Genomic DNA, 23,141 nt, shown 5'->3' on the forward strand with positions numbered 1-23,141 from the left:
ATGCAAGCGGTCTTTAGGTGTTCAGGTTTTGGCATAGTCCTAAGCATCCGGAATTATTTTTATTTGGCTGTATCCATTCCCTACCCTTTCAAGCAGTGTTTGTACTGGCAGCCGCTCTTTCAATAGTTCAACGTGCGATATAATGCCAATGGTTTTGCCGTCTGCCTGTAGGTTTTCGAGGGCATTAAGGGCTGTTTCGAGGGTATTTTGGTCGAGGGTGCCAAAGCCTTCGTCAATAAACAAGGTTTCTATGCGCATACGGCTTTGGCGGGTGCCGGTAGCCAGGTCGCTAAGCCCTAAGGCAAGGGCTAAACTTACTAAAAAGGTTTCGCCCCCCGAGAGGCTGCGCACAGGCCGGGCGGTATTTGCCTGCCAGGTATCAATCATTTCAAGGTCAAGGTCGGTGTCTTTGCTTTCGGTGGCTTTGCGCAGTTGGTAGCGGGCATTAAGTTTGGTTAAGTGTTTATTGGCAAAACCTATTAAATGCTCGAGGGTAATACTTTGGGCAAAGCGCTGGTATTTTTGCCCGTCGGCGGCACCAATTAAGGCATTTAGTGCCTCCCAGCGCTGCTGCTGGTGTTGTTGGTTTTTAAGCTGTGTTAATAGTTGTTGGTGCTGGTGTTGCAAAGTATCGTCGTCGGTTAGCTGTTGTTGTACCGAGCCTATTTTTTGTTGTTGCTCGTTAAACTGCGTGTTTAGCTGGGGCAGCAAGTCGGTTTCGTTGGGCGAGGCGGGTGTAGCCGCCTTGTGCTGGTTTAGCTGGTTGTTTTTTGCCTGTATCAAGGCTTCGTTACTTGTTTGGGTATTTTGCAATTCGTTACTTGTTTTTTCAAGTTGCTCGGCTTGTTGCGGGGCAGTAATGTAGGCATTTTCAAGGTCGGCAAGGGTGGCAAAACCTGCCAATTTGTATTGTGTCAGCAAATTGTTAAATGCTTGGGTTTCAATATCATTTTTGTTTTGCAGGTCATTAATTGCGTTGTGGAGGTCGATTTTGGCTTGGTCTATTTGTTGTTTTAGGTTTTTAATATGCTGTGCAAACCGGGTTTTAAGTTCGGAGGTGGTTAGTACATTTTTTTGTAAGCGTGTTAAAATAGTTTGGGGTGCTTGGGTTGACTCGTTTTCGATTTGATAGGGTGCTAAAATTTGGGCAATTTGCTGTTGTTGGGCGGTATGTTTTTGGGTATTATTTGTTATTTCGTTTTCTATCCGGATTTTTTGTTTTTCTTCATTTTCAATATTGGTTTGAATTTTACCCATTTTTACTTCTATTTCGTTTAGCTCTTTTTCTAATATTCCTTTTCGTTCAGTGGCTTTTTTATGCTTTTCGTTGTAAGTTTGTAATGCCGTTATAATTTGGTTAGGTGCTTGTTGGGCATCTAAATCCGGATGAAAATACGATTTGTAGGGTTGGGTTAACTGGGCAAACTCGTTTTGTTTTTGGGCAATTGATGTTGTCAATTTTTCTATTTCGCTATTTAAGGTTTGTAGCTGTTTTGTAGCATTGTTTTGACGTTCGCTACTTACCGACAATTCTTTTTCAAGCTCATTTTTTGCCTGTTGTAATTTGTTCAATTGTTGTTGTACTTCTGCTATATTTTTAGTAAGGTTTTGGCGGTCGGCAAGCTGTTTATTAGCTGCTGCTTCGGCGTGGGTAGCTTGGGTTAGGGCTTGTTGCCAGCCGTCTAAATTGTTGAAAGGCAGGTGTAACAGGTTTAATTTTTGTGCTGTTTCGGTAAAGTTTTGTTCTTTGGTTTGCAGTTCTGTATTCAATTCAAGCAGCCGGTTTTCGTTGTTTTGGATATTGGTTTGGGCTTCTTGCAGTTCTTTGTTTTTTGTTTCCAATATTTGCTGCAAACTATGGTAGGCTTGTTTTTTTTGTTGCAAATTGGCCTCCGTTTCTGTTAGGTTCTGCATTTTTGGGTGTTGGCTACTGTTGGCATTATGCAGGTATGGGTGTTCGGTTGAGCCGCAAAGCGGGCAGGGGCTTTTGGGGTTAAAACTTGGCGGTCGTGCTCGTATTTGGCAATTAGCAGCTCGGCTTTTTGAAGTTTTTCTAAATCGTTTATATGCTGTTGGGTAATGGTTAAACTGTTTGTCTCAAGGGCAATTTGTTCGGCTAATTGCGAGGCAATTTGGCTATAATGCGTTATGTTTTTAGTTATAGTGTTTGCGTTGGTTTCTAATTTCAGGCATTCATTTGCCAAGTGAGTTTGCCTTTCGATGCCGTTTTTGCGGTCAAGGGTTTGTTGCCAAATTGTTTTATCATCGGCATTGTTGGCCTCCGGATGATTGTTTTGTTGTAGTAGTGCTTGTTCTAAACTTTCTAATTTTTGTTGTAAAGCTGTTAAGGGGGGTTCAATTTCGGTGTTTAGCTGGTTATTTAATATTTGCGCCTTGGCCTGCGTTTCGTCAATTAATTTTTGACCCTCGTTGCGGGCATTAGTTTTTTCGTTGCGGGCGGTTTTATCTGTTTCAATATGGCTGGCCAAAGTGGTTAGCTGTGGCAAAGCATCGGCAAGTTCGTTTAAAACTATGTTTTCGGCAAAATATTCATCTGCTTTTTGTAGCCTTTTTGTCAATTCGTTTTGTGCTTGCCCAGTTTCAGTTTTTTTTGTATTTATGTCGTTGATTTGTTTTTGATTGTTTTCTTGTTCTTCTTTTAGCCCGTCAATTTGCTGTTGCAGCAGGTTGGCTTTGGCTGCCAACGCTATGGCTTCTTGCAATTTAGGATTGGCATCGTCAAACAATTTTTTGGCTTCATTGTATTGCCTTATGGCATCGTTTTCGAAAGTACAGGCTGTTTTTAGGTCGTCATTTAGTTGCGGAATTGTTTGTTTTTCCAATATTTCATTTTTAGCCTGTGCTTCGTTGTTTTTTTCTTTTAGCTGTTTCCATGCTAACCATTCGGGTCTAATTTTTAAGGCTTTTCTGTGCTGGTCTAACCTAAATTGTTCGGGTGCAAAGTCTTCAATAGCGGTATTTATAGCTGTTTGGTTCTCTGTTAATTTGGCTAATTCGGTTTCAAGCTGGGCTAATTTTTCTGACCAGGCAATGTGTTCTTCGGCCTTATTTATGCGTGTTTGTAGTTCTTTTACTAATATTTCAACGATAGAAAGTTGGGTTTCTAATTCTTTTCGTTCTTCGATATTTAGCGGTGTTTTATATCCAATTTGGTTTTGCAGTTGTGTTGTTTTTTCTCTTTCTAATTTAAAGCGTTCAAAGGCTGCCTTCGATATGTCGCGGTAAAGGGCTGTTCCGGTAATTTGTTCTAAAACGGCTGCTTTTTCATCGGGTTTTGCTTTTAAAAATGCGGCAAACTCGCCTTGTGCCAACAATACGGCGCGGGTAAACTGCTCAAAGTTGAGGCCGGTAAGTTCGGCTATTTTGCCTGGCACTTTCGACACTCCGCTTTCGAGTACTTGCATGGTGGGCAGTTGGTACAATTCCATTTCGGGGGTTTGCAGTTCGCCTATGGTTTTACCTTTGCCTGGGCGGGCGCGGCGCATCATCCATTTCGACTGGTATTGCTGCCCGTTAGTTTCAAAGCTAACAACTGCCTTGCATTCGGTGGTATGGCGGGTTAAAATTTGCTCGGGGGTTTTGCCTGCTCCGTAGCGCGGTACCCGCCCGTACATGGCTAAGCAAACGGCATCAAGCAAGGTGCTTTTGCCCGCCCCGGTTGGGCCGGTTATTAAAAATAGCCCTGCCGAAACCAAAGGCGGTGCATTTAATGCTATGCGATGCTGCCCTTTTAACGAGTTTAGGTTTTCTACTTCTATTGTAAGAATACGCATTTTTTACGCCGTATTATTTTGTTTGTTCGTTTTGTTTATTGAAAGATGATGCCTCAAGTTTAGCCCCCAAATATCCGGATAAAAGGCGATTAAAAAAACTTTAATAACGCATGATTACTGCCTGCCCCCCGTCGTCTTACTTTCTTCCTCCGGATAAATAAATTACAAATTAACGGTCTCATCAATAATATAATATCAATTTTTAAAAAAACTTATTATAACTTTGTTCGTGGTTATAATTCCAATACTGCACTTGGTTCAATCAAAAAAGTTGGTATAAACGCACAAAAATTCAACCCTTTTTACAATGAAGTTGTTTAAGAATTAACCCATATAATTAACCACATAGGTACATAGAATTTGTTTAAGTATTAATAAGGTGTAACAGTTTTAAACACTTGATACTTAGAATCCATTGAGATAAAACAGGCTTCAAAAATGTAAAACAAATTTATAGAGGACTTAGAGACTGTCTAAAAATTAAAAATTGGCATGCCAGTCCTAAAAATTGATAGGAAAAAAGTTATTAAAAGAGATGTGAATAAAAGACTATCAGTTTGACGTTTAAATAATAATTCATAGCTTTATGAAAATCAAACACATAAAGTAAAATGAAAACCTACCCAAGCAGTCTCACCGATAGTCAATGGAGTGCAATATTAGGCATTTTAGACGACAAACGGAAACGAAAACACAGTTTAAGAGAAATTTTTAATGCGCTGTTCTATTTGCTTAAAACTGGCTGTCAATGGCGCATGCTGCCGTTCCATTTTCCGTCATGGAAGCTTGTTTACTACTATTTTACCAAGTGGAAGAAGGATGGGACGATAGAACTCATCCATGAAATACTCAGGGATAAGACTCGAAAGCAAGCAGGCAGGGCTTCATCGCCAAGTGTTGGTATAATTGATAGCCAGAGCGTAAAGACAACAAGCGTCGGAGGCTTGTGCAGAGGGATTGACGGGGGTAAAAAAGTTAAAGGCAGAAAGCGGCATATTATTGTAGATACAATGGGACTACTTTTAGCGGTTGTGGTTCATGCGGCAAATGAGCATGACAGTAAATCAGCCCCAATGGTTATAGCTGACCTCAGAGGCAGGTTTTGCAGATTGGTAAAGATAGTAGCTGATGGCGGGTATAGAGGCGAGTTAATTGAAAATACCCGCAAAACGTTTGGGTGGGTGGTTGAGGTTGTAAGTAGATCGAATACAGCCTCGAAATTCGAAGTATTGCCAAAAAGATGGATTGTTGAAAGAACTTTTGCATGGCTCGAAAGCTATCGAAGATTGAGTAAAGACTTTGAGTTCCAAACCGAAACGAGCCAGACAATGATCCAACTTGCCATGATAAAATTGATGCTTAATAGAATTAGAAAATAAAATTTAGACAGGCTCTAAAGATAGCGAGCAAAAATGGTTTGGTGGCGTTTTGGGTGGCCATGTTGGTATTGAGGGAGACAGCAACAAAATTGTAAACTTTTTGCCAAGTGGAGAATTTCATTGGTTTGCCAAAAAAAACAATAGGCATAGCAGGTATGCGGTTCATGCTGCCGACAATTTTTATGCAATTTTTGGCGGCAACCCCGATAGTGTAAAAAAGGCGGTTGTTTATATTCCGGTAACCATACAACAAAGGCAAAAGTTTGACAGTCTAACAACAGCTTACTTAAAGCAAACGCCTTACGATTATGCTTTTTTTGGAATGCGTTGTGGTGCGGCCACGCACGACATTTTAGGTCAGTTAAACATTTTACCCAATTACAGTTACAGCAAGACTTACAAAAAAATATTTTACCCAAAAAAGCTGAGAAAACGGCTGTTTAAAAAGGCAACGGCAAATGGCTGGACGATTATAAGGCAAAATGGCTCAACTAAAAGAAAATGGGAAAAAGACTAACAGAAAAATTTTTTCATCCGGTTTGTTATACTTTGTAGGCAAACTACGGCAAAAGAGATCCCAAATAATTCTTAGAAATAAATATTTCTGTATTTCTAACAACTAAACTTTTTTGGTTGAATTTTTCTATTTTGGCTTTATTTACTATATACGCCCGGTGTACCTGCACAAAGTTGCTGTCAGATAGTTCTTCTAATACTTGCTTAACGGTAGATCGCTGTTTGTATATTTTTTTATCGGTGTAAAACAGCAAATAATTCCCGTTTGACTCTATATAGTTAATTTCATCGGTGGAGAGTTCTACATTGTATTCTCCGTCTTTAACTAAAATTTTTGGAATATGTTTTTTGCCCGACTGTTTGAAGGCAATTTCTACTGAAGTAATCAAATCTAAGTTTTTGAACGGTTTAGTCAGATAAGAATAAGGTGTAGTGGCAACAGCTTTGCCTCTTACTTGAGGGTTGTCGTAGGCCGTTAAATAAATAAACGGAACAGACAATTTATTACTTATATGCTGCCCAAGCGATATTCCATCTTGTTCATTTTCGCCGAGGTTGATGTCGAGAATGGCAAGGTCAACAATTTCTTTTTTCAGGATTTCCAAAGCTTCGTGGGCATTTTTTGCCTCTAAAACCTTGTAATTATTCTCTGTCAATGCTTTTTTAGAAAGCCGTCTATTGAGAAAGTCATCTTCTACCAATAAAATTACTTTTTGTTCCATCTTTATTTGTAATTATTTAAAACATATAGTAAGTTCAAAACCGTTATTGCGTTTGGCTTCTACATTTCCACCTAATTGGTCAATCAGTCCTTTGATGATTTCTAAGCCCAACCCCTTTTCATTTACTTTATAAAAATCAAAACCAACTCCGTTATCTGCATAATATATTTGGTTTCCCGTTTCGTTTTTGGTTATTTCAATGCTAATAATTCCGATTTTTTGTTTTTCGAAGGCGTATTTCATACTATTGCTTACAAGTTCTGTAATTATTAAACCGATAGGCAAGGCTTTTTCTATAGAGATTGTTTCTATCTCGCATTTTACGTGAAGACTGACCTTCTTTTTGATGTTGTCGTATGAATCTTTAACTAATTCGGCAAGTTCGGAAATGTATATTTTCAAATCCACATCATTTACATTGTCTGTAACACTCAACTTTTTATGAAGCAAGGCCATTGAATGGATACGGTTCTGGTTTCCACGGATAAGCTCTTCTATATTGTTAAAATCGGCTGATTCCTTCTGAATTTCAAGAATACTGATGACGTGCTGTAGGTTATTTTTTACCCTATGCTGAAACTCAGATAAAAGTACTTGTTTTTGTTCCAATGTTTTAGAAAGTTCTGCCAATTGTGTTCTTATAACTTTGTTTTGTTCGTTAATTTGTCTGTTTTTTATGATTATTAAAACCGAGGCCACAGCAATTACGGCAAGCAAACTGCCTATAAAAATCAACTGTTGCTCTTTGTTTCTAATAATTGCTTCATTTTTGTCATTTTGGTACTGCTCCTCTAATTTTTTTGTTTTTACTTTCTCGTTTTCCCCTGCCCACTGTTGGTAACAATCTACATGTTGTTTTAAGTTATAATAAGACGAGTCTTTATTGCCCAAGGCTTCATATATTTTTGATCTTATTTTAAAAAAACTGCTATTATAGCTTAGGTTCGACGTTTTAAATACAATAGATGAGTCGCTATATTGCAATGCTTTATTAGTATTTCCCATTTTCAAATAGGTTTGGGCAATATTGTTGTAATAAACAAATATAGAGAGGGTATCGCCATTTTTCTTTTCTAAATTTAATAATTTTAAATAGTATCCTAACGTCTCTATATAATTCTTATCGCTGCTTGCCGCTGCCCCCAGCAAGAGGTACGAATCGGCCAAGTCTTTTTCGTTGCCGTATTTTTGGGCAAACACATTTGCTTTTTTTGCATAATACAGCATAGAATCAAGGTTGTTTGTGAACCGGTAATACGAGCTTATTCTGATGCAGTAAGTACTGTAAATACTTTCCAAATTATGCTCTTCATATACCTTGTAAGCTTTTTTTAAATAGTCGCGTGTCAATTCTAAATTATCAGATTTTTCGTAGCATAAGGCCATCAGCAAATAAACATGGTAAGAAAGGGAATACAAACGCGCCGCCTCAACTTCATCTATCATGTCTATCAATATTTTAAGTGACTCTGCCGGCGACTCCTCCTGCCTATCAATTATAAGTGCTTGCCGGTATTTTAGCTCTAATAATTGCGCTTTTTGCTCTCCGGTTTTTTGCAGGGCTAACTGTTTGTATAAACTGTCGGTTTTCCTTTGGGCAGTAGTTAATTGACGGCTTTGAATCAAACTGTCTATTACCTGTATTTCCTTCTCTGCAGCAAAATCCTGCGCTATTGCAAAATAGCTCAAAGCCAGCAAAGATATAAGAAACAAACACCTCATAAATAACTAAACGAATAAGCCTCAAAATTATAAAATTAAGTATATTGGCTGGTAATTGTAGGGATAAAAACCCATTTTGAGGGATATAAAATAAAAAAACTTTCAGGTTTTAACGCTGAAAGTTTTTTTTGTTGTACTATTAAAAAATGCAACCTACTCCTTACATTTTATTGTAACATGTTTATTAACTGCTATTATTTTCTTTCTACTCTAATTGATGAGGTAAAGTCATTGAAGTTTAAATTCTCAAGGGTGGGTGTGTCGGCGGTCAATACAAGCGGGGTTCCGGTAAACCTCCAATCGGCAAAAAGTGTAACTTTATACCCATTTAAAATTTTAACCGAACTGATGAGGTCATTAAATTCAGTCTCCGTAATATCGTAATCGCCTAAGCCAAAAGATTTTACTTTTCCGCCGTAGTTAATATGCTCGTAAACATTAAGTATATTGGTGCCACCTGTGCGACCTTGGGTTGGGGCAGTTGGAACAGTTGGGGCAATTTCTCTGCCGTTTACTTCTACCCGTATTCCGGAAATATTATTTTGGTTAGCGCAATCATCAAATTGAACCACTACAATACGGTTGTCGCCACGTACAACTTTATCTTTAAGGTTATGCGAAGAGAACTTTGCACCTTTGCCCACTAAATCTGAATTTGGGTCGAAAGTACCACCTAAAAAACTTTGATTAAAAAGATAAATCCTTGCTCCGTCATCGGCATTGTCGTAAGATACTTTAAAGTCTGTAACCATAGTATTTGCCGGAATATTAACATTGATTTCGAAATACGTAAAATCAACCTCCTGCTTGCATTTTACGGTAGAGCTTCTGCTCATAGACACATACCCGTTTTGGTCTAATGGCGCTGTTTTCCAACCGGCGTCAGTTGAGGCAGGAATAGTAGCCAACCTGTAAGCTTCAGGGTTTCCATTAAAGCTACTGTTAAAAGGTATAACGCCTTCGCTCCCTTCGTGTATGCGCCATGTTCCTACGGTTTGGGCATTGCTTGTTAATGCACCGAAAAAAATAAACGAAATTAAAAAAAATGTTGATAGTTTCATTACGTTATGTAAGTGAATATAATTTTATGCCTACTCTATAATAGCATTTTCGGCTTCCTGCGTTTGTAGGCACAAAGAAACCACGCTATTTTTTAAGGCTAAAATTTTAGGGATAAAATGCCAATTTTAGGGATAGAAAGTAAAAACCAAAGGAATTTTTCTTTTTTTATCCGGAAAAAATTAAGGAGACCATTTTAGAATCTTATTCATCCGGATTTTATTAATCTCCCGCAAAATAATCCGGCATTTAAAACGTATTTCCTAAATTTGTCGAATATTAAGGGTTTTAAATAAACTGCCGTTGGTGGTACAATAATATTTTGCCAAACATAAACCTAAACAACCCGGCAAACCCGCCCCCCTTTGCGTTTTATGCCCCCTGCAATTAATACCAAACCCACGCCCTTAGTAATTGGCATAACAGGGCATCGCGATTTAGTTGAAAACGATATACCAGCACTTGCAAATGCCTTTAAGCGCCTTGTTTTGCACTTGCAGGCAGCCAATAATAATGCGCCTGTAACAATACTTAGTTCGCTTGCCGCAGGTGCCGACCTCCTCGCTGCAAAAATGGCAATGTCTATGAAAATGGAGGTAATTGCCCCCCTGCCCTTACCCGTAGAAGATTACCTCAACGATTTCGATACCGAAAAAGATAAGGCAGATTTTTTAGAAGTGCTTAACCGCTGCAAGGCCCATTTTGTAGCAGAAGAGGTTTTGCCACCCCAAAATACAAACGGCAAACCTATAACAGCCCGCGATTTAGCCTATTTTTCGGCAGCGTTTTATGTGGTTGCAAATGCAAATATATTAGTGGCTTTCTGGAACGGAGAAGACAACGACTATTTAGCCGGAACGGCAAAAACCATTAAAATGATGATAGAAAAATATGTGCCCGTCAAACAAATAATACCAAATAATGAACCGTTTGCCCCCGAAATATCCGGATTTGTTTACCACATTAGCACACCACGTAAAAAAAGCAAAGTACTTACCCTGCCCGCATTCTCCATTATAAAACTATCTAATAGATAAATTTCGCTTTTGGGGCTAACTGGCTGCAAGACAAAACTTAAATTTAATTTGTCAAAATTTTACGACCTTTGCAAGGTAGGGCAGTAAACAAAACCTATATATTATTGAAGATATGTGCTTTTTCAAGATTAGTTTATATATTAAACTTGCAAATTTTCGCTTCCTGCCCTTGAGCGAAAATTTGCGCAACTCCGGAAAAATTAACCCACCCCTGCCCCTCCGAAGGAGGGGAATTTAATTGCTTCCGGATGCTTTTTACAGCTTGTTGTCTGAAATTCAAATAGTAATAGAACTAAAAACAAACTAAATTAAATTAAATCGCAACCTATTAACAAGCGCTTAAACCATGAACCACTTACTCGAACGATTAACAAAACCAGGACCCAAACGCATACTAACCATTGATGGCGGCGGTATAAGAGGGGCATTAGCAGTAGGATTTATCGAAAAATTAGAACTTATGCTGCGCCAGCGATACGGCAAACCCGATTTGCGGCTATGCGAATATTTCGACTTTATTGGCGGCACAAGCACAGGCGCCATTATTGCCTCTACCTTGTCGCTTGGGTTATCGGCAGCCGAAATTAAAAAATATTACCTCGAGGTTGGCAGCTATATTTTTGGCATAAAACGAAAAGTAAACAACCTTAAAGACTGGAAATATATTTGGCGAGGGCAGCAATACGACTACCAGCCCTTAGAAAAAACCCTCAAAGAGGCATTTAACGATATAAAAATTGGCGACCCCCAAATAAAAACCGGATTGTGTATTGTTGCCAAACGTGCCGACACACAAAGCACCTGGCCCATAATAAACCACCCCAACGGAAAATTTTACCCCCTAAACAAAGATATTCCCCTTTGGCAGGTAGTTAGGGCAAGCACTGCTGCGCCGGGCTTTTTTCGCCCCGAAATGATGCAGGTGGGCAACAACGAACCAGCCGTTTTTATAGATGGCGGAATGAGCATGTTTAACAACCCCGCTTTTTTGCTTTTTTTAATTGCCACCCTTAAAGGTTTTCCGTTTCAATGGCAAACCGGCGACGACAATTTGCTGCTCGTTTCAGTCGGAACAGGCATGTTTTCTACTAAACGAAATATTAAAAAAGCCTATAACCGAAAGGTTTTGGGAATTTTTAAAGACCTGCCAGCCATTTTTTTAAACGATGCCAACAAACTCAACCAAACGATACTGCAATACATTTCTAACTCGCCCACCCCACTCGAAATAGACGGCGAAATGGGCTACCTCGACAACGATTTGCTAACACCCAATCCCGCCCTTCATTACCTTAGGTACAACGTAAAATTAGAAAAAGATGCCCTCGAAAGTTTTGGCTTAAACTATCCGGCAAACGAAATTTATAATTTCAGAAAAATAGACAATATAGCAAGCACCTCAGAACTTGCCAAAATAGGCGAAATTGTGGCAGACAAAACCGTTTTACCCGAACATTTTCCTCCCCATTTCGATATTTATTAATTGCAGTTTACAAACAAATTTGCTACCTTTTTACCATGTCAAAAACAGATGTAAGAGTATTTTTATCCTCTACTTTCCGCGATTTGAAAAACGAGCGCGAAGTTTTGATGAAAAAAATATTTCCGGAAATTAAAGCCATTTGCCGCGCTAAGGGCATCACCGTAACCGAAGTAGATTTGCGCTGGGGAATTACAGACGAAGAAGCCATTTTGGGCAAAATTGTGCGTACCTGTATGGAAGAAATAGACCGTTGCCGCCCCTATTTTATTGGCTTTTTGGGCGGGCGCTACGGCTATATACCCGACTATGTAGAAATAAGCAAAGACGCCCACCTCTTAGCCGACTACCCATGGATAGAAGATGCCATTTTCGACGAAATGTCTATTACCGAAATGGAGTTTCGCTACGGCGGCCTCGACGACCAGGCAAAATACCCCAGAACCGAAGCTCTGCGCCCCAATCCTTTGTTTTATTTTAAAAAAACAACCGAAACAAACGAAGATACCCCCCGAATTAACGACCTGCGCAACGCAATTTTGCAAAAACAAATACCCGTTAAAGAATTTGCCGATGCCGAAGAGTTTGGCAAAATGGTTTACGACGAATTTTTAGCCCTGATTGCACGCGATTTTCCGGATGCACAGCAAGAAACCGACCTCGACCGCATAAGGTCGTACCACCGCGCTTTTGCCGAAAGCAGACGCCGCTCGTATATTCCTAATATGCAATATATAAAAGCACTTAACGAGTGGGCTAAGCCCGTTAATTTACCGCTTGAACTAAACAAAACTGCATATTCTCAAAACATGGTAGTTCATGCTGTATCGGGCACCGGAAAATCGGCCTTATTGGCTTTTTGGACAGACCAGTTTCGCCGCCGCAATCCGGATGTTTTAATAGTAGAACATTATGTAGGAATTGGTGCAAATACCGAAAGTCAATACGAAGCCATCACCCATTTACTTTCTGAAATAAAACAATATACCCAAATTGAAACCGAAATCCCAAAAAATCCGGGCGAATTAGAAAGAAGTGTGGCACAATGGCTTGGCTATTTAAAAAACAAACCAACATTATGGGTCTTAGATGGTATTGACCAGTTGTCTGAACATGCCCAACAGCTTGGTTGGCTGCCCCAATTAATTCCCAATAACATAAAAATACTGCTTTCAACTACCAATACGGCTACCATAGAACAGCTCAACAAGCAAGGCTGGGTGCCACTTGCCGTACAACCGCTTTCAGAACGCGAGCGCGAGGCACTAACAGTTCGCTACCTCTCGGAATACAGAAAATCATTAAGCCCCGAACTGATAAAAGAAATTGCTGCCAACGAAAAAACCGCCAGTCCGCTTTTTTTATGTGTTCTTTTAGAAGAGTTACGCCTGCATGGGCAACACGAAAACCTTACCGAAATAATTCAAAAACTTTTAAGCAACAACAGTATAGACGATTTGTTTCAAGATGTTTTGCACCGCTTAGAAAATTCGTTTAACGCAAGTGCCATCAAAAAAGTAATGACAAATTTGTGGGTATCTCGCTACGGTTTAAATGAAGAGGAACTGTCTGAGGTGTGTCAAATTTCCCGGATACGGCTTTCGGGCATTATTTCTGCTTTCGACTACCATCTTCACCGCAAAAATGGCATGTTTTCTTTTTTTCATGACTACCTCCGAAACGCAGTGCATAAACGCTACCTCGCCGAACAGGCTGCCGTTACAATGGCAACCCGAAACCTTTTACAATTTTTTGAACAAAAACTCCACAATATATTAGCTAACCGTATAAACACAGTTATCCCAACTGAAAGCACTTCTTTAGATTTGCGCATTTTAAGCGAAACTGGTTGGTTATTGCTTGAACTGCACGAGTATGAGCGTTTGGCGCAGTTTTTAGGTAACCTCCGGATTATGGAAATATTGTGCATTCAAAGTGATTATGATTTTATGCGGCTTTGGAGTCATTTAGAGCAAAATAACTTTAAATATTTCGACCATTATGCAAAAAGCTTTAAGGCAGAAGGCGTTGATATTACTGGCCAAGATAAAGACGGCAGGGCAAAAAGCCTTGAAATACTATTGCTACAACCAGCACTTGCAGACGTACTTCTCCTATTTCTCGAAACGCTATTAACTCGTAGTTTAGATTACAAATCAATACCTATAATTGAAATACTTTGCTCTTATTATCAACAAACAAATCAACCAAAAAAACTGATTGCGCTCTATATCAAATATGCCAGCGTTTTAATTGCTATCTCAGAAATAGAGGAAGCAGAAAAAAACACCAATATGGCTTTTGATTTGCTGACTGAAGAACCCGACTTGAATTTGTTATTAAACGCCTACACTCGTGCTGGTGATATTGCCCTAAATAAAAACCATTTAACAGCGGCAATGACTGCATTTTCTACAGCCTTTGACCTTGCCAAGCAGACCAAGAATGAAAAAGACATAGAGATGTGTCGTAAAAATATTGGCTTTGTTCATTATCGTTCAAAACGACACACAGAAGCATTAGATTGTTACCAACAAAATTTAGCTTATGCCCAAAGAGTAGGCGATAAGCGCAGTTTAGCCGAAGCACTCGCAAATATTGCCACAATTCAATCTGAAAAAGGGCTTCAACAGGCCGCAATTACAAGCAACGAGCAAGTAATAATTATTGCCCAAGAGCTTGGCGCGCCTCATGTAGTAGCACTTTGTAAGGGCAATTTAGCCTCTATATATTATGAAATAGGCCAAACTGAAAAAGCTATCGAATGCCACAACGAAAGCATTAAAATATTAAAGGCATTACAAATGAAAGAACATATTATTATTATGTTAATTCAGCAATCGTCCTTTATGTTAGGTATGATAGAAGCCGACAGGGAGGCAAACATGGTATTAATTGAAAAAATTGACCAAAACCTATCCGAGGCAGTAAGATATGCAAACGAAATAAAACGTCCGGATTTTGCTGCCGATGTTGAATATTTGTATTGGAGGGCAAACTTGTTGTTTAACCTTCCGGATGAAGCCGAAAAACACCGTCTTGCCGCCTTAAACCAACTGCTCGAAATAGGTGAAGAAAACCTCCGGATAGAACAAAAACAAAGAATTACAGAACTAACAACAAAAATAATAACACCACTATAATTGGCATTTATTTAGCTTGGATGCAAATAGTTTATTTCCGGATTAGGGAAATTTCAACCAGTATTTATTACCCCCATAAAACGTTTTCCGGAAAGTGTAAATTTAAGCAGCGGGCAGGTTTTTTACCAAGGTGCATACGGTTTGTTTGCCTTTGGGGTAATAGGTTACCTTATCCATAATGTGGTGTATAAGGCTAAGCCCTAAGCCACCGCGCTGGCGTTTTTCGGTAAAATCGGTAATATTGGGCTCGGTAGGTGGGGTTTGGTTTTTAGGGGCTATTTTGCCGGTGTCGCAAATATCAACTTGTATATAATTGGCAAAGGCGGCAAATCTTACTTGCAAAATATGGTGAGCGTTACACTTGTTGCCGTGAATAATGGCATTGGCGCAGGCTTCGTCAACGGCTAAAATAATTTTAAATTTATCGGTGTCTGAAAGGGGCAGGGCTTGTAGCTTAGCCTCCATAAAATGCCGTATTTTCGACAAGTTTTCGCAGCTACAAGGAATAGTGTAACTTTCTATAACCATAGCGTGCTTTTAAAGTTAGCGGTAAAAACCAAATATTTTTTGCCTTTACAACAAAGGAATTACAAATGTACAGTAAACCGCACCCTATTGCAAGTTTTTTGTACAAACCATAGCCAATTATTATACATTTATTTTTATTAAATACATAGAGCGCTTATTTCCAATATTGTTAGCTTTTGTTTGCCTCTTGTGTTAAAAACAGTTCGATACAATGATTTAACAGGTTTTCGCGCTGCAAAATATACTCAACAAATTCGCGGAAAACGCCTTGCCCACCTTTTTTTGATAGGGTTATATGCGCGTACTTGCGCACATACAAGGGCGCGTTGGCTGGGCAGGCCGAGAAGCCAACGGTTTTTAGCATTTGTATATCGTTAATATCGTCGCCAATATAGGCTACCTGCTGTGGGTCAATACCTAATTGCTGGCACAGTTGGCTTAGGTTTTGTACTTTATTTTTACAACCTAAAAATACATGCTCGATACCTAATTTTTTAGCCCGGCGGCTTACAATTGGGGTGTTTTCTCCGGTAAAAATGGCAACGGGTATTTGCAATAATTTACAAAAAATTACGCCCACCCCATCTGAAACATTAAATTTTTTAAGTTCGTTAAAATGCTCATCGTAGTACATGCCGCCATTGGTTAGCACGCCGTCAACATCGGTAGCTATTAGTTTGGGTAACATGGTTTTGTTGTTTTTGTGGAGGTGTTTATTTTGGTTTGAGTTTATTATTTGTTTGAATACAAGCAGCCCAATTTTAGCAGCACAAATGTACTACCTATTTTTATGTAATTAAACAGTGGCGGTAGTTTTCTTCCTCCGGAAAAGGTCAAAATGACAGTCTAAATTTGGCCTTATCCGGAAATAAAATGTATTACTGTTTTATAGGTCAAGCCTCAACTTCATTCTTTCTTCCTGATAGTCTAAAACCAACATCTTTTTATGAATGATTTCTTCATCAATTGTTGGTTGCGTCTTGTTTATTTGAATGAGATGATTTCTTTGCAAGTCTATGAGTTTGCAGTATATTTTTCCGCTTGACGCATCTAACTTAATTTCATCTTCTTCGTATAATTGCTCTTTCAAAGTGGTAACAATAGCATGAAATCTTTTACCTTTTTGATCGTCTTTAGAGAAGGTTTCATGGAGATAAGTCAATGATATTTTAAATAATTCTTTATCTAAAGCTACAGCGACTTTATGCTCTGGCTCAGGGTAATCTAATTCTTTTAATTTAGCTTTTTTAATAAAAAACGGAAGCGTTAATCCTTGAATGGTGAGCGTTAAAAGAATTACAATGAAGGTGATGAACAGAATTAAATTTCTTTGCGGAAACATTGCGCCATTGTCTAAATAAAGTGGAATTGACAAAGCTGCAGCAAGCGAAACAACGCCTCGCATTCCTGCCCAGCCAATGACTAAAGGGCCTTTGGTGCCGGGATTATTGGGGTCGGCAACTTTTATAAAATTCCGCAGAATTAGGGTAGTGCCTACTGCACCAAATGAACTGATGATGCGGATCAACATCACCACAATGGTTACTAATAGTCCATAACCAATGGCTGTTGATAGTTTAGTATCGCCTAATCCACCGGCAATTTGCGGGAGGTCAAGTCCAATAAGAATAAACACAATACCGTTAAGAAGAAAAATAAAACTCTGCCAAACATTAACGCCTCTAACTCTTGATGTTGAGTCTAAAAATTCATATCTTTTTTGAGATACGAACAAACCACCGGCAACGACTGATAAAACACCAGAGCCATGTACTTCTTCTGCTAAAATATACATTAAATAGGGTGTAATAAAGGTTATAATTACATCCATATTGGCATCTGTTGGCAATATTTTGTGCAGTTTGGTAAACACGTAACCTAATAAAACGCCGCACCCTACGCCACCTATAACCATCCATAAAAACTTAAGCAAAGCTTGGGGGGCATCAAAATTTCCGGTAGTAACGGCTATAATTGCAAACTGCATAATGATAAGCGAAGTTGCATCATTCAGCAAGCTTTCACCTTCTAAAATGGTAGAAAACCGTTTGGGAACTTTTACAAACTTTGTTATAGCATTAACACTTACTGCATCGGGCGGAGATACAATACCGCCCAATAAAAAACCCAAGGCCAAAGTAAACCCCGGAATAAACCAATAAGCCGTAAAAGCCACACTAATAGCGGTTATAAAAACTACTATAAAAGCAAAGCTGAGAATGATTCGACGCCATTTAAACAACTCTCTGAACGAGCAGGCCCAGGCTGCTTCGTATAATATAGGCGGAAGGAAAAGAAGGAAAACAATTTCGGGTTTTAATTCTATTTCAGGTAAGCCCGGAATAAAACTGATGAGTAAGCCTGTTATTACCAATAATACCGGATAGGCGACTTTTATTTTTTTGGCCACCATGATGATGCCAATAATGATTAGCAGCAAGAATAGAAATAGTAAAAATTTGTCAACCATGCTGAGCGTTTAAAATTGAATTGTTGTTTTAAATTTTGTTTTAATAAAGCTTTTAAGCTTCTTGTAATATACAGTTTATAATTTTAAAATGGGTTTAACACCATTGTTATTGGATTTGTGTTTACAGAGCACCAAGATGTTTACAGCTATAGAAGTGCAATAAAATAAATTAGGTGCAAGCGAAATTACCGTTTCTACAAAGTTGTTGTCCACCAAATATTGCCTGATTTTTTGTTCGGCACCGCCACGGTAAAAAATTCCGGGGAAACACACGATGGCGGCTCTTCCTTTTCCGGAAAGATAGCTCAAGGCATGGAGTACAAAGGCAAAATCGGCTTTTGATTTAGGAGCGAGTACTCCGGCAGGGGCAAAACGGTCGTCGTTAATCAAAGTTGGGTCGTCGCTACCTATCCAATTGATAGAATACGGTGGATTGGAAACAATGGCATCGAAAGGTTTTTCATCGCCCAAACCCGGTTGCAATAAAGTGTTGCCCAGCACAATATGGAATTTATCGTAATTGATATTGTGCAAAAACATATTCATACGGGCAAGGTTGTAGGTAGTGTGGTTTACCTCCTGCCCATAAAAACCTTCTTCAATATTATGGTTGTCGAAATTTTTTTTGGCTTGCAAGAGCAAAGAGCCCGAACCACAAGCGGGGTCGTAAATTTTGTTGACAGCGGTTTGCTTGTGCATTGCCAATTGAGCAATGAGTTTGGAAACCGTTTGTGGTGTAAAAAACTCGCCGCCGCTTTTTCCGGCATTGGCTGCGTAGTTGGAAATCAGAAATTCATAAGCATCGCCAAACAGGTCAATTTGATTGTCTTCAAAATTGCCGAAGTTCAGTTCTTCTACGCCTTTGAGTACGGCAGCCAAGCGGCTGTTTTTATTTTCAACGGTATTGCCCAATCGGGTACTGGTGGTGTCAAAATCGGCAAACAAACCTTTTATGTCTTGTTCGGATGGATAACCATTTGCCGAGCTTTCAATGGCATCAAAAATGGCTTTTAAATCGGTGTTGAGATTTTTATTGGTATTGGCCGTTTTGGCAATGTTTACAAACAGTTGCGAAGGATAGATGAAATAACCTTTGCTTTTGATGGCATCGTCTTTAATTTCGGGAGTGATGACATTATCTGGTAAGGTTGCATAGTCAATGCTATCATCACCCCCTTCAATGTAGTTGGTAAAGTTTTCGCTAATGAAGCGATAGAACAATGTTCCCAGCACAAACTGTTTAAAGTCCCAACCGTCCACCGAGCCACGCACATCGTTGGCTATTTTCCATATTTTGTTTTGTAGTTCTTGTCTTTGTGCTATGCTTGTCATTTTTTATTTTTAATAATTCTTGTGGATTAACTCCTAATATTTTTGCAATTTCAAAAAGCAATTCAAGTCTTGGCTGCTGTCTATTTTGCACATAGTCGTTGGCCATGTTGTAACTTTTGTCTAGTTTTTCGGTTAGCCAAGCCTGTTTGAAATCAGCCCGCTAAGATAGATTTAATTTTTCGACTATCTTGTTTTTCAATATAAAAACTGTTTGATTTATTGATGGTCTGTGCGGAGGCAAAAAATGGCTTTTTTTGGTTTGCGAAGGGTTGTTTTGTGTGTTGGGCAAAACCAAATGTGCTAAATGCGTGGTTGGCTTTCAGGTCATTTTTCGTTTGTTTAATGGTTGCACTGTCGGTTTACAATGACCGTTGGCGGTTTGGGTATTGGCGAAGTGGGGTTTTTTATTACAAAAGTTGAATAGAAGCAATTCTGCCGCCATTTTGGCAAACTGCTTGTTAGCGGTAGGTTTTATTGGTCATTTTAAAACCTGTCTTTGGATGCTCCCAATTTCCATATTTTGTCATTAAGTTCGTATTCAGCAAATATTTTTTTCGCATCGTCTATTGTCCACTTTGTCCATTCTGGGTTTAGATGATTTCCGTACCATTTTTTAGAAAAGTTCCAAATCTTTTCAATTGGCTGAATGTCTCCTTTTGGTATATTATGTTTCTTTGTCCAAGTGTCAACTTGTTGATGGTTTTCAAAAACCAACATATTGCTACACGTGTAAATTACATTGTCCCAAGCATTGGTCATTGGGATTGGAAAATGTATGAAGTAATTCTTTTCTTGTATTTCTCCGTCAATGATGTTGATTTCAACTTGTTTTGTTTCTGCTCCAATTGTTGTCGTGATTTTTACATTGTCATTAAGCAATGCTGCCACACCTAAAGAACACCAAGCACAATTTCCCCACCATTCTCCTTTGTTAGTTTTGACATAAAAGTTTGTCGGTGCTAACGAAAATGGATGTATTACCCAAACTTTTGGTTCGTTAGGATGCAAAACTACTCCGTGATATTCTTGCAAATCATACAAGCCTTGAATTACATATTGTTTGTCTTGGTCCAAGATTATTGCAAGGTCGTCTGCACTTGGCGCAAATCCTTTGTCAATTATGTGTTTGATTATAGAATAATGAAGGTTTGAATTTGTTACCATAATTTTTTTGAATTTAGTGTGGTTTAAACTTGCCGCTGACGTGGCGACGGATGTGCGAAGAAGCGGATTTCGGAGTACAAAACTGTCAATATACCACAAAAGTTGATGCGAGGTAGAATGTTCAATTAACCATTGAACCCGCTTTTTTGCAAACTCGCTGTTATGCCTTCGTTGTTCTTTTTCAGCAGGTCTTTCGTCTGCAATTCAAGTGATTTCATTATTGTTACGTCCGATTCAAAACCAAAAAGTCGGCTTATTCCTGTTTCTCTTGTTTGGATTAAGATTTTCTTTTTATAGTCTTTATCATAAGAAGCCTTTTCTAGTTTCTCAATTGCGTCTTCTATTGTTTCATATTCTCCTTGAATTTTTACCGGAACTGGCATACCTTCAAAATGGTCTTTTAAAAATCCGTCAATTCCGCTATTTCTTTGAACAGGAAAAGCATTTATGTTTTTTAAAATGGCTAATTCTTTTTCGGTTTTCTCTTGATATTCGTTTGTTCCCTTGTTTAAAAGATTGGATTCAGAAATTACCATTTCTTCTAATCTTGAATTTGCAAGTTCAACAGCGTCTTTTGAAATGTCAATTCCGATAAATTGTCTATTTAAAGATTTTGCAGAAACACAAGTTGTTCCGCTTCCACAAAATGGGTCAACAACCAAGTCGCCTTCGTCTGTAACAATGTTTAATATTTGATTAAGTAATAAAACTGGTTTTTGGGTTGGGTAACCTATTCTTTCCTTTGCTTTTGGATTTAAGTATGGGATTTCCCAAACGTCAGAAAGAGGCACACCTTTTTTCTCTTTACCTAAAATCACATTTCCGTTTTCATCTTTTTTATACACAGATTTCCCGTTTTCATCACGCGCTCTGTCTTGTAAAATTTGGTCAAGATTTGTTGTTACTGAATAATCTGTATAAAGAGTATTGAATTTAAAATCTTGCGATTTAGAATAAAAGAAAATTACTTGATGTGCATTTAACAGTCCTTTTTTGGCATTAGACCATCTTTTGTATGACCAAATAATTTCACTTTGGAAATTTTCACGTCCAAAAATCTTGTCCATTACAACTCTAATATTGTGTGATGCCGTTTTGTCGCAATGAAGAAATACACTTCCTGTGTTCTTTAAAACCCTTTTTGATTGTTTCAAGACATCTTCAACCAGTTCTAAATACTCTTCAATTGAATTGTATTTATCGTCAAATTCATACGTTTTAGAATTGTCTTTATTCGTAAGACTGTGTTTACGTTGGGTAAAAGGTGGGTCAAAGTAAATCAAGTCAACTTTGTTGGCTTCAATTTCTTTGAGTTTTTCAACACAATTTCCGTGGTAGATTTTATTAGTTTCCATTTTCGGGTGTCCTTTCGTTAGCAATCTGTGTCAAAATAGCTTTTAGGTCAACTCCTGAATAAGCCTTTAAGTATTCCCAAGCTTCATCTCCACCATAATATTCTCCTTCCACACCGGCATAAAGTGTTTTCAAAGTTTGTTGAATTCTAATGGCTTGTTCTCTTTGTGGATAGTAGAACATTATTCGTATTGGTTTGTGACCGTGAGCTTTTATTACTTGAACCCTTGTGTGCTCTTTGGTAATATGGTCTCCATCTGTCGTTGCATCACGCCATTTTACTTCAATGGCATCATTTTCATTTAGGAAATCAATCTCAAAAGTTTTTGGTTTCTGTCCAATTGTATTAACTACTTTGGTCTTTTCACCATCAGGAAATTTATATTTTAAACAAAGAGTTGCAGCTTCTTCAAGAAATGAACCCGCATACTTATATAGGAATCGTCCAACATTTTGATACTCATCTATTAACTGTCCTTCTTTTGTTGCAATACCCAAAACTCTATAAATGAGGTAATGAGAAGTATCGTCAGCCTTCATTTCTTCTTTTCTCTGCTCTATTTGGCTATTCAAATTAGCGGAATAAGTGTCGGCAAGGTATTTTAGTTTCTGTATTAATTCGTCCATTTATTTTTTGTCATTTTTCTGTTGCAAGATACAAAATTTCATTCGGTTGTCGGTCGCCCCTACAACGGTTTGCAGCTACCCGAAGGTGGCGATTTCGGAGCATAAAACTGTCAACCAAGCAAAAACTTTGATAGAAGCGCAAAGCTAGATTTAACAACTGAACCGCCACTTTTGGGTAGGTGCTGTTATAGGGCGTTTTTCTTGTCATCTTTTACTTGCAATTATGTCAATCAATTTTTGAGTTTCACTGTAGTCTTGGTTGTTTTTCTTTGCTATGTCAATTGTCTTTTTAGCTTGTTTAATTGCTTTTTTCTTTTCTCCTGACTTGTATAAAAGCCAAGCATAGGTGTCGTTGTTTGCAAAGTTGTTATCAAGTTCTATTGAACGGATCGAACATTTTATTGCAGTTCTAATTCTTTCATTATCATTGTGCTGAGGCTGTTCATAAACACCCCACGCAAAATTATTTAGTTCATCCGGATCATCCCATATCTTTGAAATATATATTTCTAATGTTTTAAAATAATTGGATTTGTCACCAATCTTTTCATAGTAATGAAGCATCGAAGAAAGAACAAGATTTTTACTTGTTATCATTCCCGTAATTCGTCCGTCCATTTCTTTAAAAAGATATTGCTCGCCATTGTCATACTCCTTTAAAGCTTTAAGTGCTTGTTTAAATGTTTCTTCATCTTTCTCTTCAATGGCCTTATAAATTGCATTGTTTAGTATCCATACAATTCTCGTTTTAACTTGATTGCTGTCAAGATATTCGTAAAACAGTTCTTTGTTGTTTACCAAGAAATTAAATCTCG

At 38.4% G+C, this 23,141-nt stretch carries 18 protein-coding genes and 1 pseudogene; 5 read left to right on the forward strand and 14 right to left on the reverse strand.

Features of this window, described 5'->3' with window-relative positions:
• Nucleotides 1-39: 39 nt before the first annotated feature.
• Together IPI59_01630 and IPI59_01635 are read right to left on the reverse strand one after the other, a co-directional pair.
• Complete coding sequence (locus IPI59_01630) at nt 40-1,914, reverse strand: hypothetical protein (protein ID MBK7526271.1); 1,875 nt, start codon at nt 1,912-1,914, stop codon at nt 40-42.
• Nucleotides 1,902-3,794, reverse strand: a complete 1,893-nt coding sequence (locus IPI59_01635) for an AAA family ATPase (protein ID MBK7526272.1) — start codon at nt 3,792-3,794, stop codon at nt 1,902-1,904. The genes IPI59_01630 and IPI59_01635 overlap by 13 nt, the downstream gene beginning before the upstream one ends.
• Nucleotides 3,795-4,405: 611 nt before the next feature.
• Here IPI59_01635 and IPI59_01640 point away from each other — a divergent pair.
• Nucleotides 4,406-5,173: an IS5 family transposase gene (locus IPI59_01640; GenBank protein ID MBK7526273.1), complete on the forward strand. Its 768-nt coding sequence runs from the start codon at nt 4,406-4,408 to the stop codon at nt 5,171-5,173.
• Between the two features lie 49 nt (nt 5,174-5,222).
• Nucleotides 5,223-5,690, forward strand: a complete 468-nt coding sequence (locus tag IPI59_01645) for a hypothetical protein (GenBank protein ID MBK7526274.1) — start codon at nt 5,223-5,225, stop codon at nt 5,688-5,690.
• 43 nt (nt 5,691-5,733) lie between these two features.
• Here IPI59_01645 and IPI59_01650 read toward each other — a convergent pair whose 3' ends face one another.
• From IPI59_01650 to IPI59_01660, 3 genes are all read right to left on the reverse strand, one after another.
• Complete coding sequence (locus tag IPI59_01650) at nt 5,734-6,411, reverse strand: response regulator transcription factor (GenBank protein MBK7526275.1); 678 nt, start codon at nt 6,409-6,411, stop codon at nt 5,734-5,736.
• Between the two features lie 12 nt (nt 6,412-6,423).
• Nucleotides 6,424-8,100, reverse strand: a complete 1,677-nt coding sequence (locus IPI59_01655; protein MBK7526276.1) for a tetratricopeptide repeat protein — start codon at nt 8,098-8,100, stop codon at nt 6,424-6,426.
• 227 nt (nt 8,101-8,327) lie between these two features.
• On the reverse strand, nt 8,328-9,194 hold the full coding sequence (locus tag IPI59_01660) for a hypothetical protein (protein MBK7526277.1): 867 nt from the start codon (nt 9,192-9,194) through the stop codon (nt 8,328-8,330).
• A gap of 372 nt (nt 9,195-9,566) precedes the next feature.
• Here IPI59_01660 and IPI59_01665 point away from each other — a divergent pair, with 372 nt between their 5' ends.
• From IPI59_01665 to IPI59_01675, 3 genes are all read left to right on the forward strand, one after another.
• The gene (locus tag IPI59_01665) at nt 9,567-10,229 is read left to right on the forward strand and encodes a hypothetical protein (GenBank protein ID MBK7526278.1); all 663 of its coding nucleotides are present in this window, start codon (nt 9,567-9,569) and stop codon (nt 10,227-10,229) included.
• A 346-nt stretch (nt 10,230-10,575) separates the two neighbouring features.
• Nucleotides 10,576-11,712 (forward strand): patatin-like phospholipase family protein, encoded by a 1,137-nt coding sequence (locus IPI59_01670; GenBank protein MBK7526279.1) that lies wholly within the window; start codon nt 10,576-10,578, stop codon nt 11,710-11,712.
• A gap of 35 nt (nt 11,713-11,747) precedes the next feature.
• Nucleotides 11,748-14,852 carry a DUF4062 domain-containing protein gene (locus IPI59_01675; protein MBK7526280.1) on the forward strand — a complete coding sequence of 1,035 codons (3,105 nt, stop codon included), beginning with the start codon at nt 11,748-11,750 and terminating at the stop codon, nt 14,850-14,852.
• A gap of 102 nt (nt 14,853-14,954) precedes the next feature.
• On the opposite strand, the gene IPI59_01680 is transcribed toward IPI59_01675, so the two are convergent.
• The 9 genes and pseudogenes from IPI59_01680 to IPI59_01720 all read right to left on the reverse strand — a co-directional run bounded on the left by IPI59_01680 (nt 14,955) and on the right by IPI59_01720 (nt 23,127).
• A complete protein-coding gene (locus tag IPI59_01680; protein ID MBK7526281.1) occupies nt 14,955-15,380 on the reverse strand; it encodes an ATP-binding protein in 426 nt (141 codons plus the stop codon).
• 169 nt (nt 15,381-15,549) lie between these two features.
• Entirely contained in the window at nt 15,550-16,113 is a 564-nt protein-coding gene (locus tag IPI59_01685; protein MBK7526282.1) for an HAD-IIIA family hydrolase, read from the reverse strand.
• Nucleotides 16,114-16,266: 153 nt separating this feature from the next.
• Nucleotides 16,267-17,850: a Na+/H+ antiporter gene (locus IPI59_01690; protein ID MBK7526283.1), complete on the reverse strand. Its 1,584-nt coding sequence runs from the start codon at nt 17,848-17,850 to the stop codon at nt 16,267-16,269.
• Nucleotides 17,851-17,958: 108 nt separating this feature from the next.
• A pseudogene (locus IPI59_01695) lies at nt 17,959-19,182 on the reverse strand (type I restriction-modification system subunit M).
• Nucleotides 19,091-19,288, reverse strand: coding sequence for a hypothetical protein (locus tag IPI59_01700; GenBank protein ID MBK7526284.1), 198 nt, complete (start codon nt 19,286-19,288; stop codon nt 19,091-19,093). Before IPI59_01700 ends, IPI59_01695 begins: the two are co-directional and overlap by 92 nt.
• A gap of 377 nt (nt 19,289-19,665) precedes the next feature.
• Complete coding sequence (locus tag IPI59_01705; GenBank protein MBK7526285.1) at nt 19,666-20,346, reverse strand: alkylmercury lyase family protein; 681 nt, start codon at nt 20,344-20,346, stop codon at nt 19,666-19,668.
• Nucleotides 20,347-20,471: 125 nt separating this feature from the next.
• A complete protein-coding gene (locus IPI59_01710) occupies nt 20,472-21,701 on the reverse strand; it encodes a site-specific DNA-methyltransferase (GenBank protein MBK7526286.1) in 1,230 nt (409 codons plus the stop codon).
• Nucleotides 21,691-22,326 (reverse strand): ApaLI family restriction endonuclease, encoded by a 636-nt coding sequence (locus tag IPI59_01715; GenBank protein ID MBK7526287.1) that lies wholly within the window; start codon nt 22,324-22,326, stop codon nt 21,691-21,693. Before IPI59_01715 ends, IPI59_01710 begins: the two co-directional genes overlap by 11 nt.
• Nucleotides 22,327-22,530: 204 nt before the next feature.
• The gene (locus IPI59_01720; protein MBK7526288.1) at nt 22,531-23,127 is read right to left on the reverse strand and encodes a hypothetical protein; all 597 of its coding nucleotides are present in this window, start codon (nt 23,125-23,127) and stop codon (nt 22,531-22,533) included.
• Nucleotides 23,128-23,141: the final 14 nt, after the last annotated feature.

The sequence above is a fragment of the Sphingobacteriales bacterium genome (assembly GCA_016706405.1).
Classification (GTDB): domain Bacteria; phylum Bacteroidota; class Bacteroidia; order Chitinophagales; family UBA2359; genus BJ6.

Excerpts from the sequence above, each read along its gene's own strand:
- IPI59_01630 (MBK7526271.1), bottom strand. The coding sequence starts at position 1,914 with ATGCAGAACCTAACAGAAACGGAGGCCAATTTGCAACAAAAAAAACAA.
- IPI59_01635 (MBK7526272.1), bottom strand. The coding sequence starts at position 3,794 with ATGCGTATTCTTACAATAGAAGTAGAAAACCTAAACTCGTTAAAAGGG.
- IPI59_01640 (MBK7526273.1), top strand. The coding sequence starts at position 4,406 with ATGAAAACCTACCCAAGCAGTCTCACCGATAGTCAATGGAGTGCAATA.
- IPI59_01650 (MBK7526275.1), bottom strand. The coding sequence starts at position 6,411 with ATGGAACAAAAAGTAATTTTATTGGTAGAAGATGACTTTCTCAATAGA.
- IPI59_01660 (MBK7526277.1), bottom strand. The coding sequence starts at position 9,194 with ATGAAACTATCAACATTTTTTTTAATTTCGTTTATTTTTTTCGGTGCA.
- IPI59_01665 (MBK7526278.1), top strand. The coding sequence starts at position 9,567 with ATGCCCCCTGCAATTAATACCAAACCCACGCCCTTAGTAATTGGCATA.
- IPI59_01670 (MBK7526279.1), top strand. The coding sequence starts at position 10,576 with ATGAACCACTTACTCGAACGATTAACAAAACCAGGACCCAAACGCATA.
- IPI59_01675 (MBK7526280.1), top strand. The coding sequence starts at position 11,748 with ATGTCAAAAACAGATGTAAGAGTATTTTTATCCTCTACTTTCCGCGAT.
- IPI59_01680 (MBK7526281.1), bottom strand. The coding sequence starts at position 15,380 with ATGGTTATAGAAAGTTACACTATTCCTTGTAGCTGCGAAAACTTGTCG.
- IPI59_01690 (MBK7526283.1), bottom strand. The coding sequence starts at position 17,850 with ATGGTTGACAAATTTTTACTATTTCTATTCTTGCTGCTAATCATTATT.
- IPI59_01700 (MBK7526284.1), bottom strand. The coding sequence starts at position 19,288 with ATGGCCAACGACTATGTGCAAAATAGACAGCAGCCAAGACTTGAATTG.
- IPI59_01705 (MBK7526285.1), bottom strand. The coding sequence starts at position 20,346 with ATGGTAACAAATTCAAACCTTCATTATTCTATAATCAAACACATAATT.
- IPI59_01710 (MBK7526286.1), bottom strand. The coding sequence starts at position 21,701 with ATGGAAACTAATAAAATCTACCACGGAAATTGTGTTGAAAAACTCAAA.
- IPI59_01715 (MBK7526287.1), bottom strand. The coding sequence starts at position 22,326 with ATGGACGAATTAATACAGAAACTAAAATACCTTGCCGACACTTATTCC.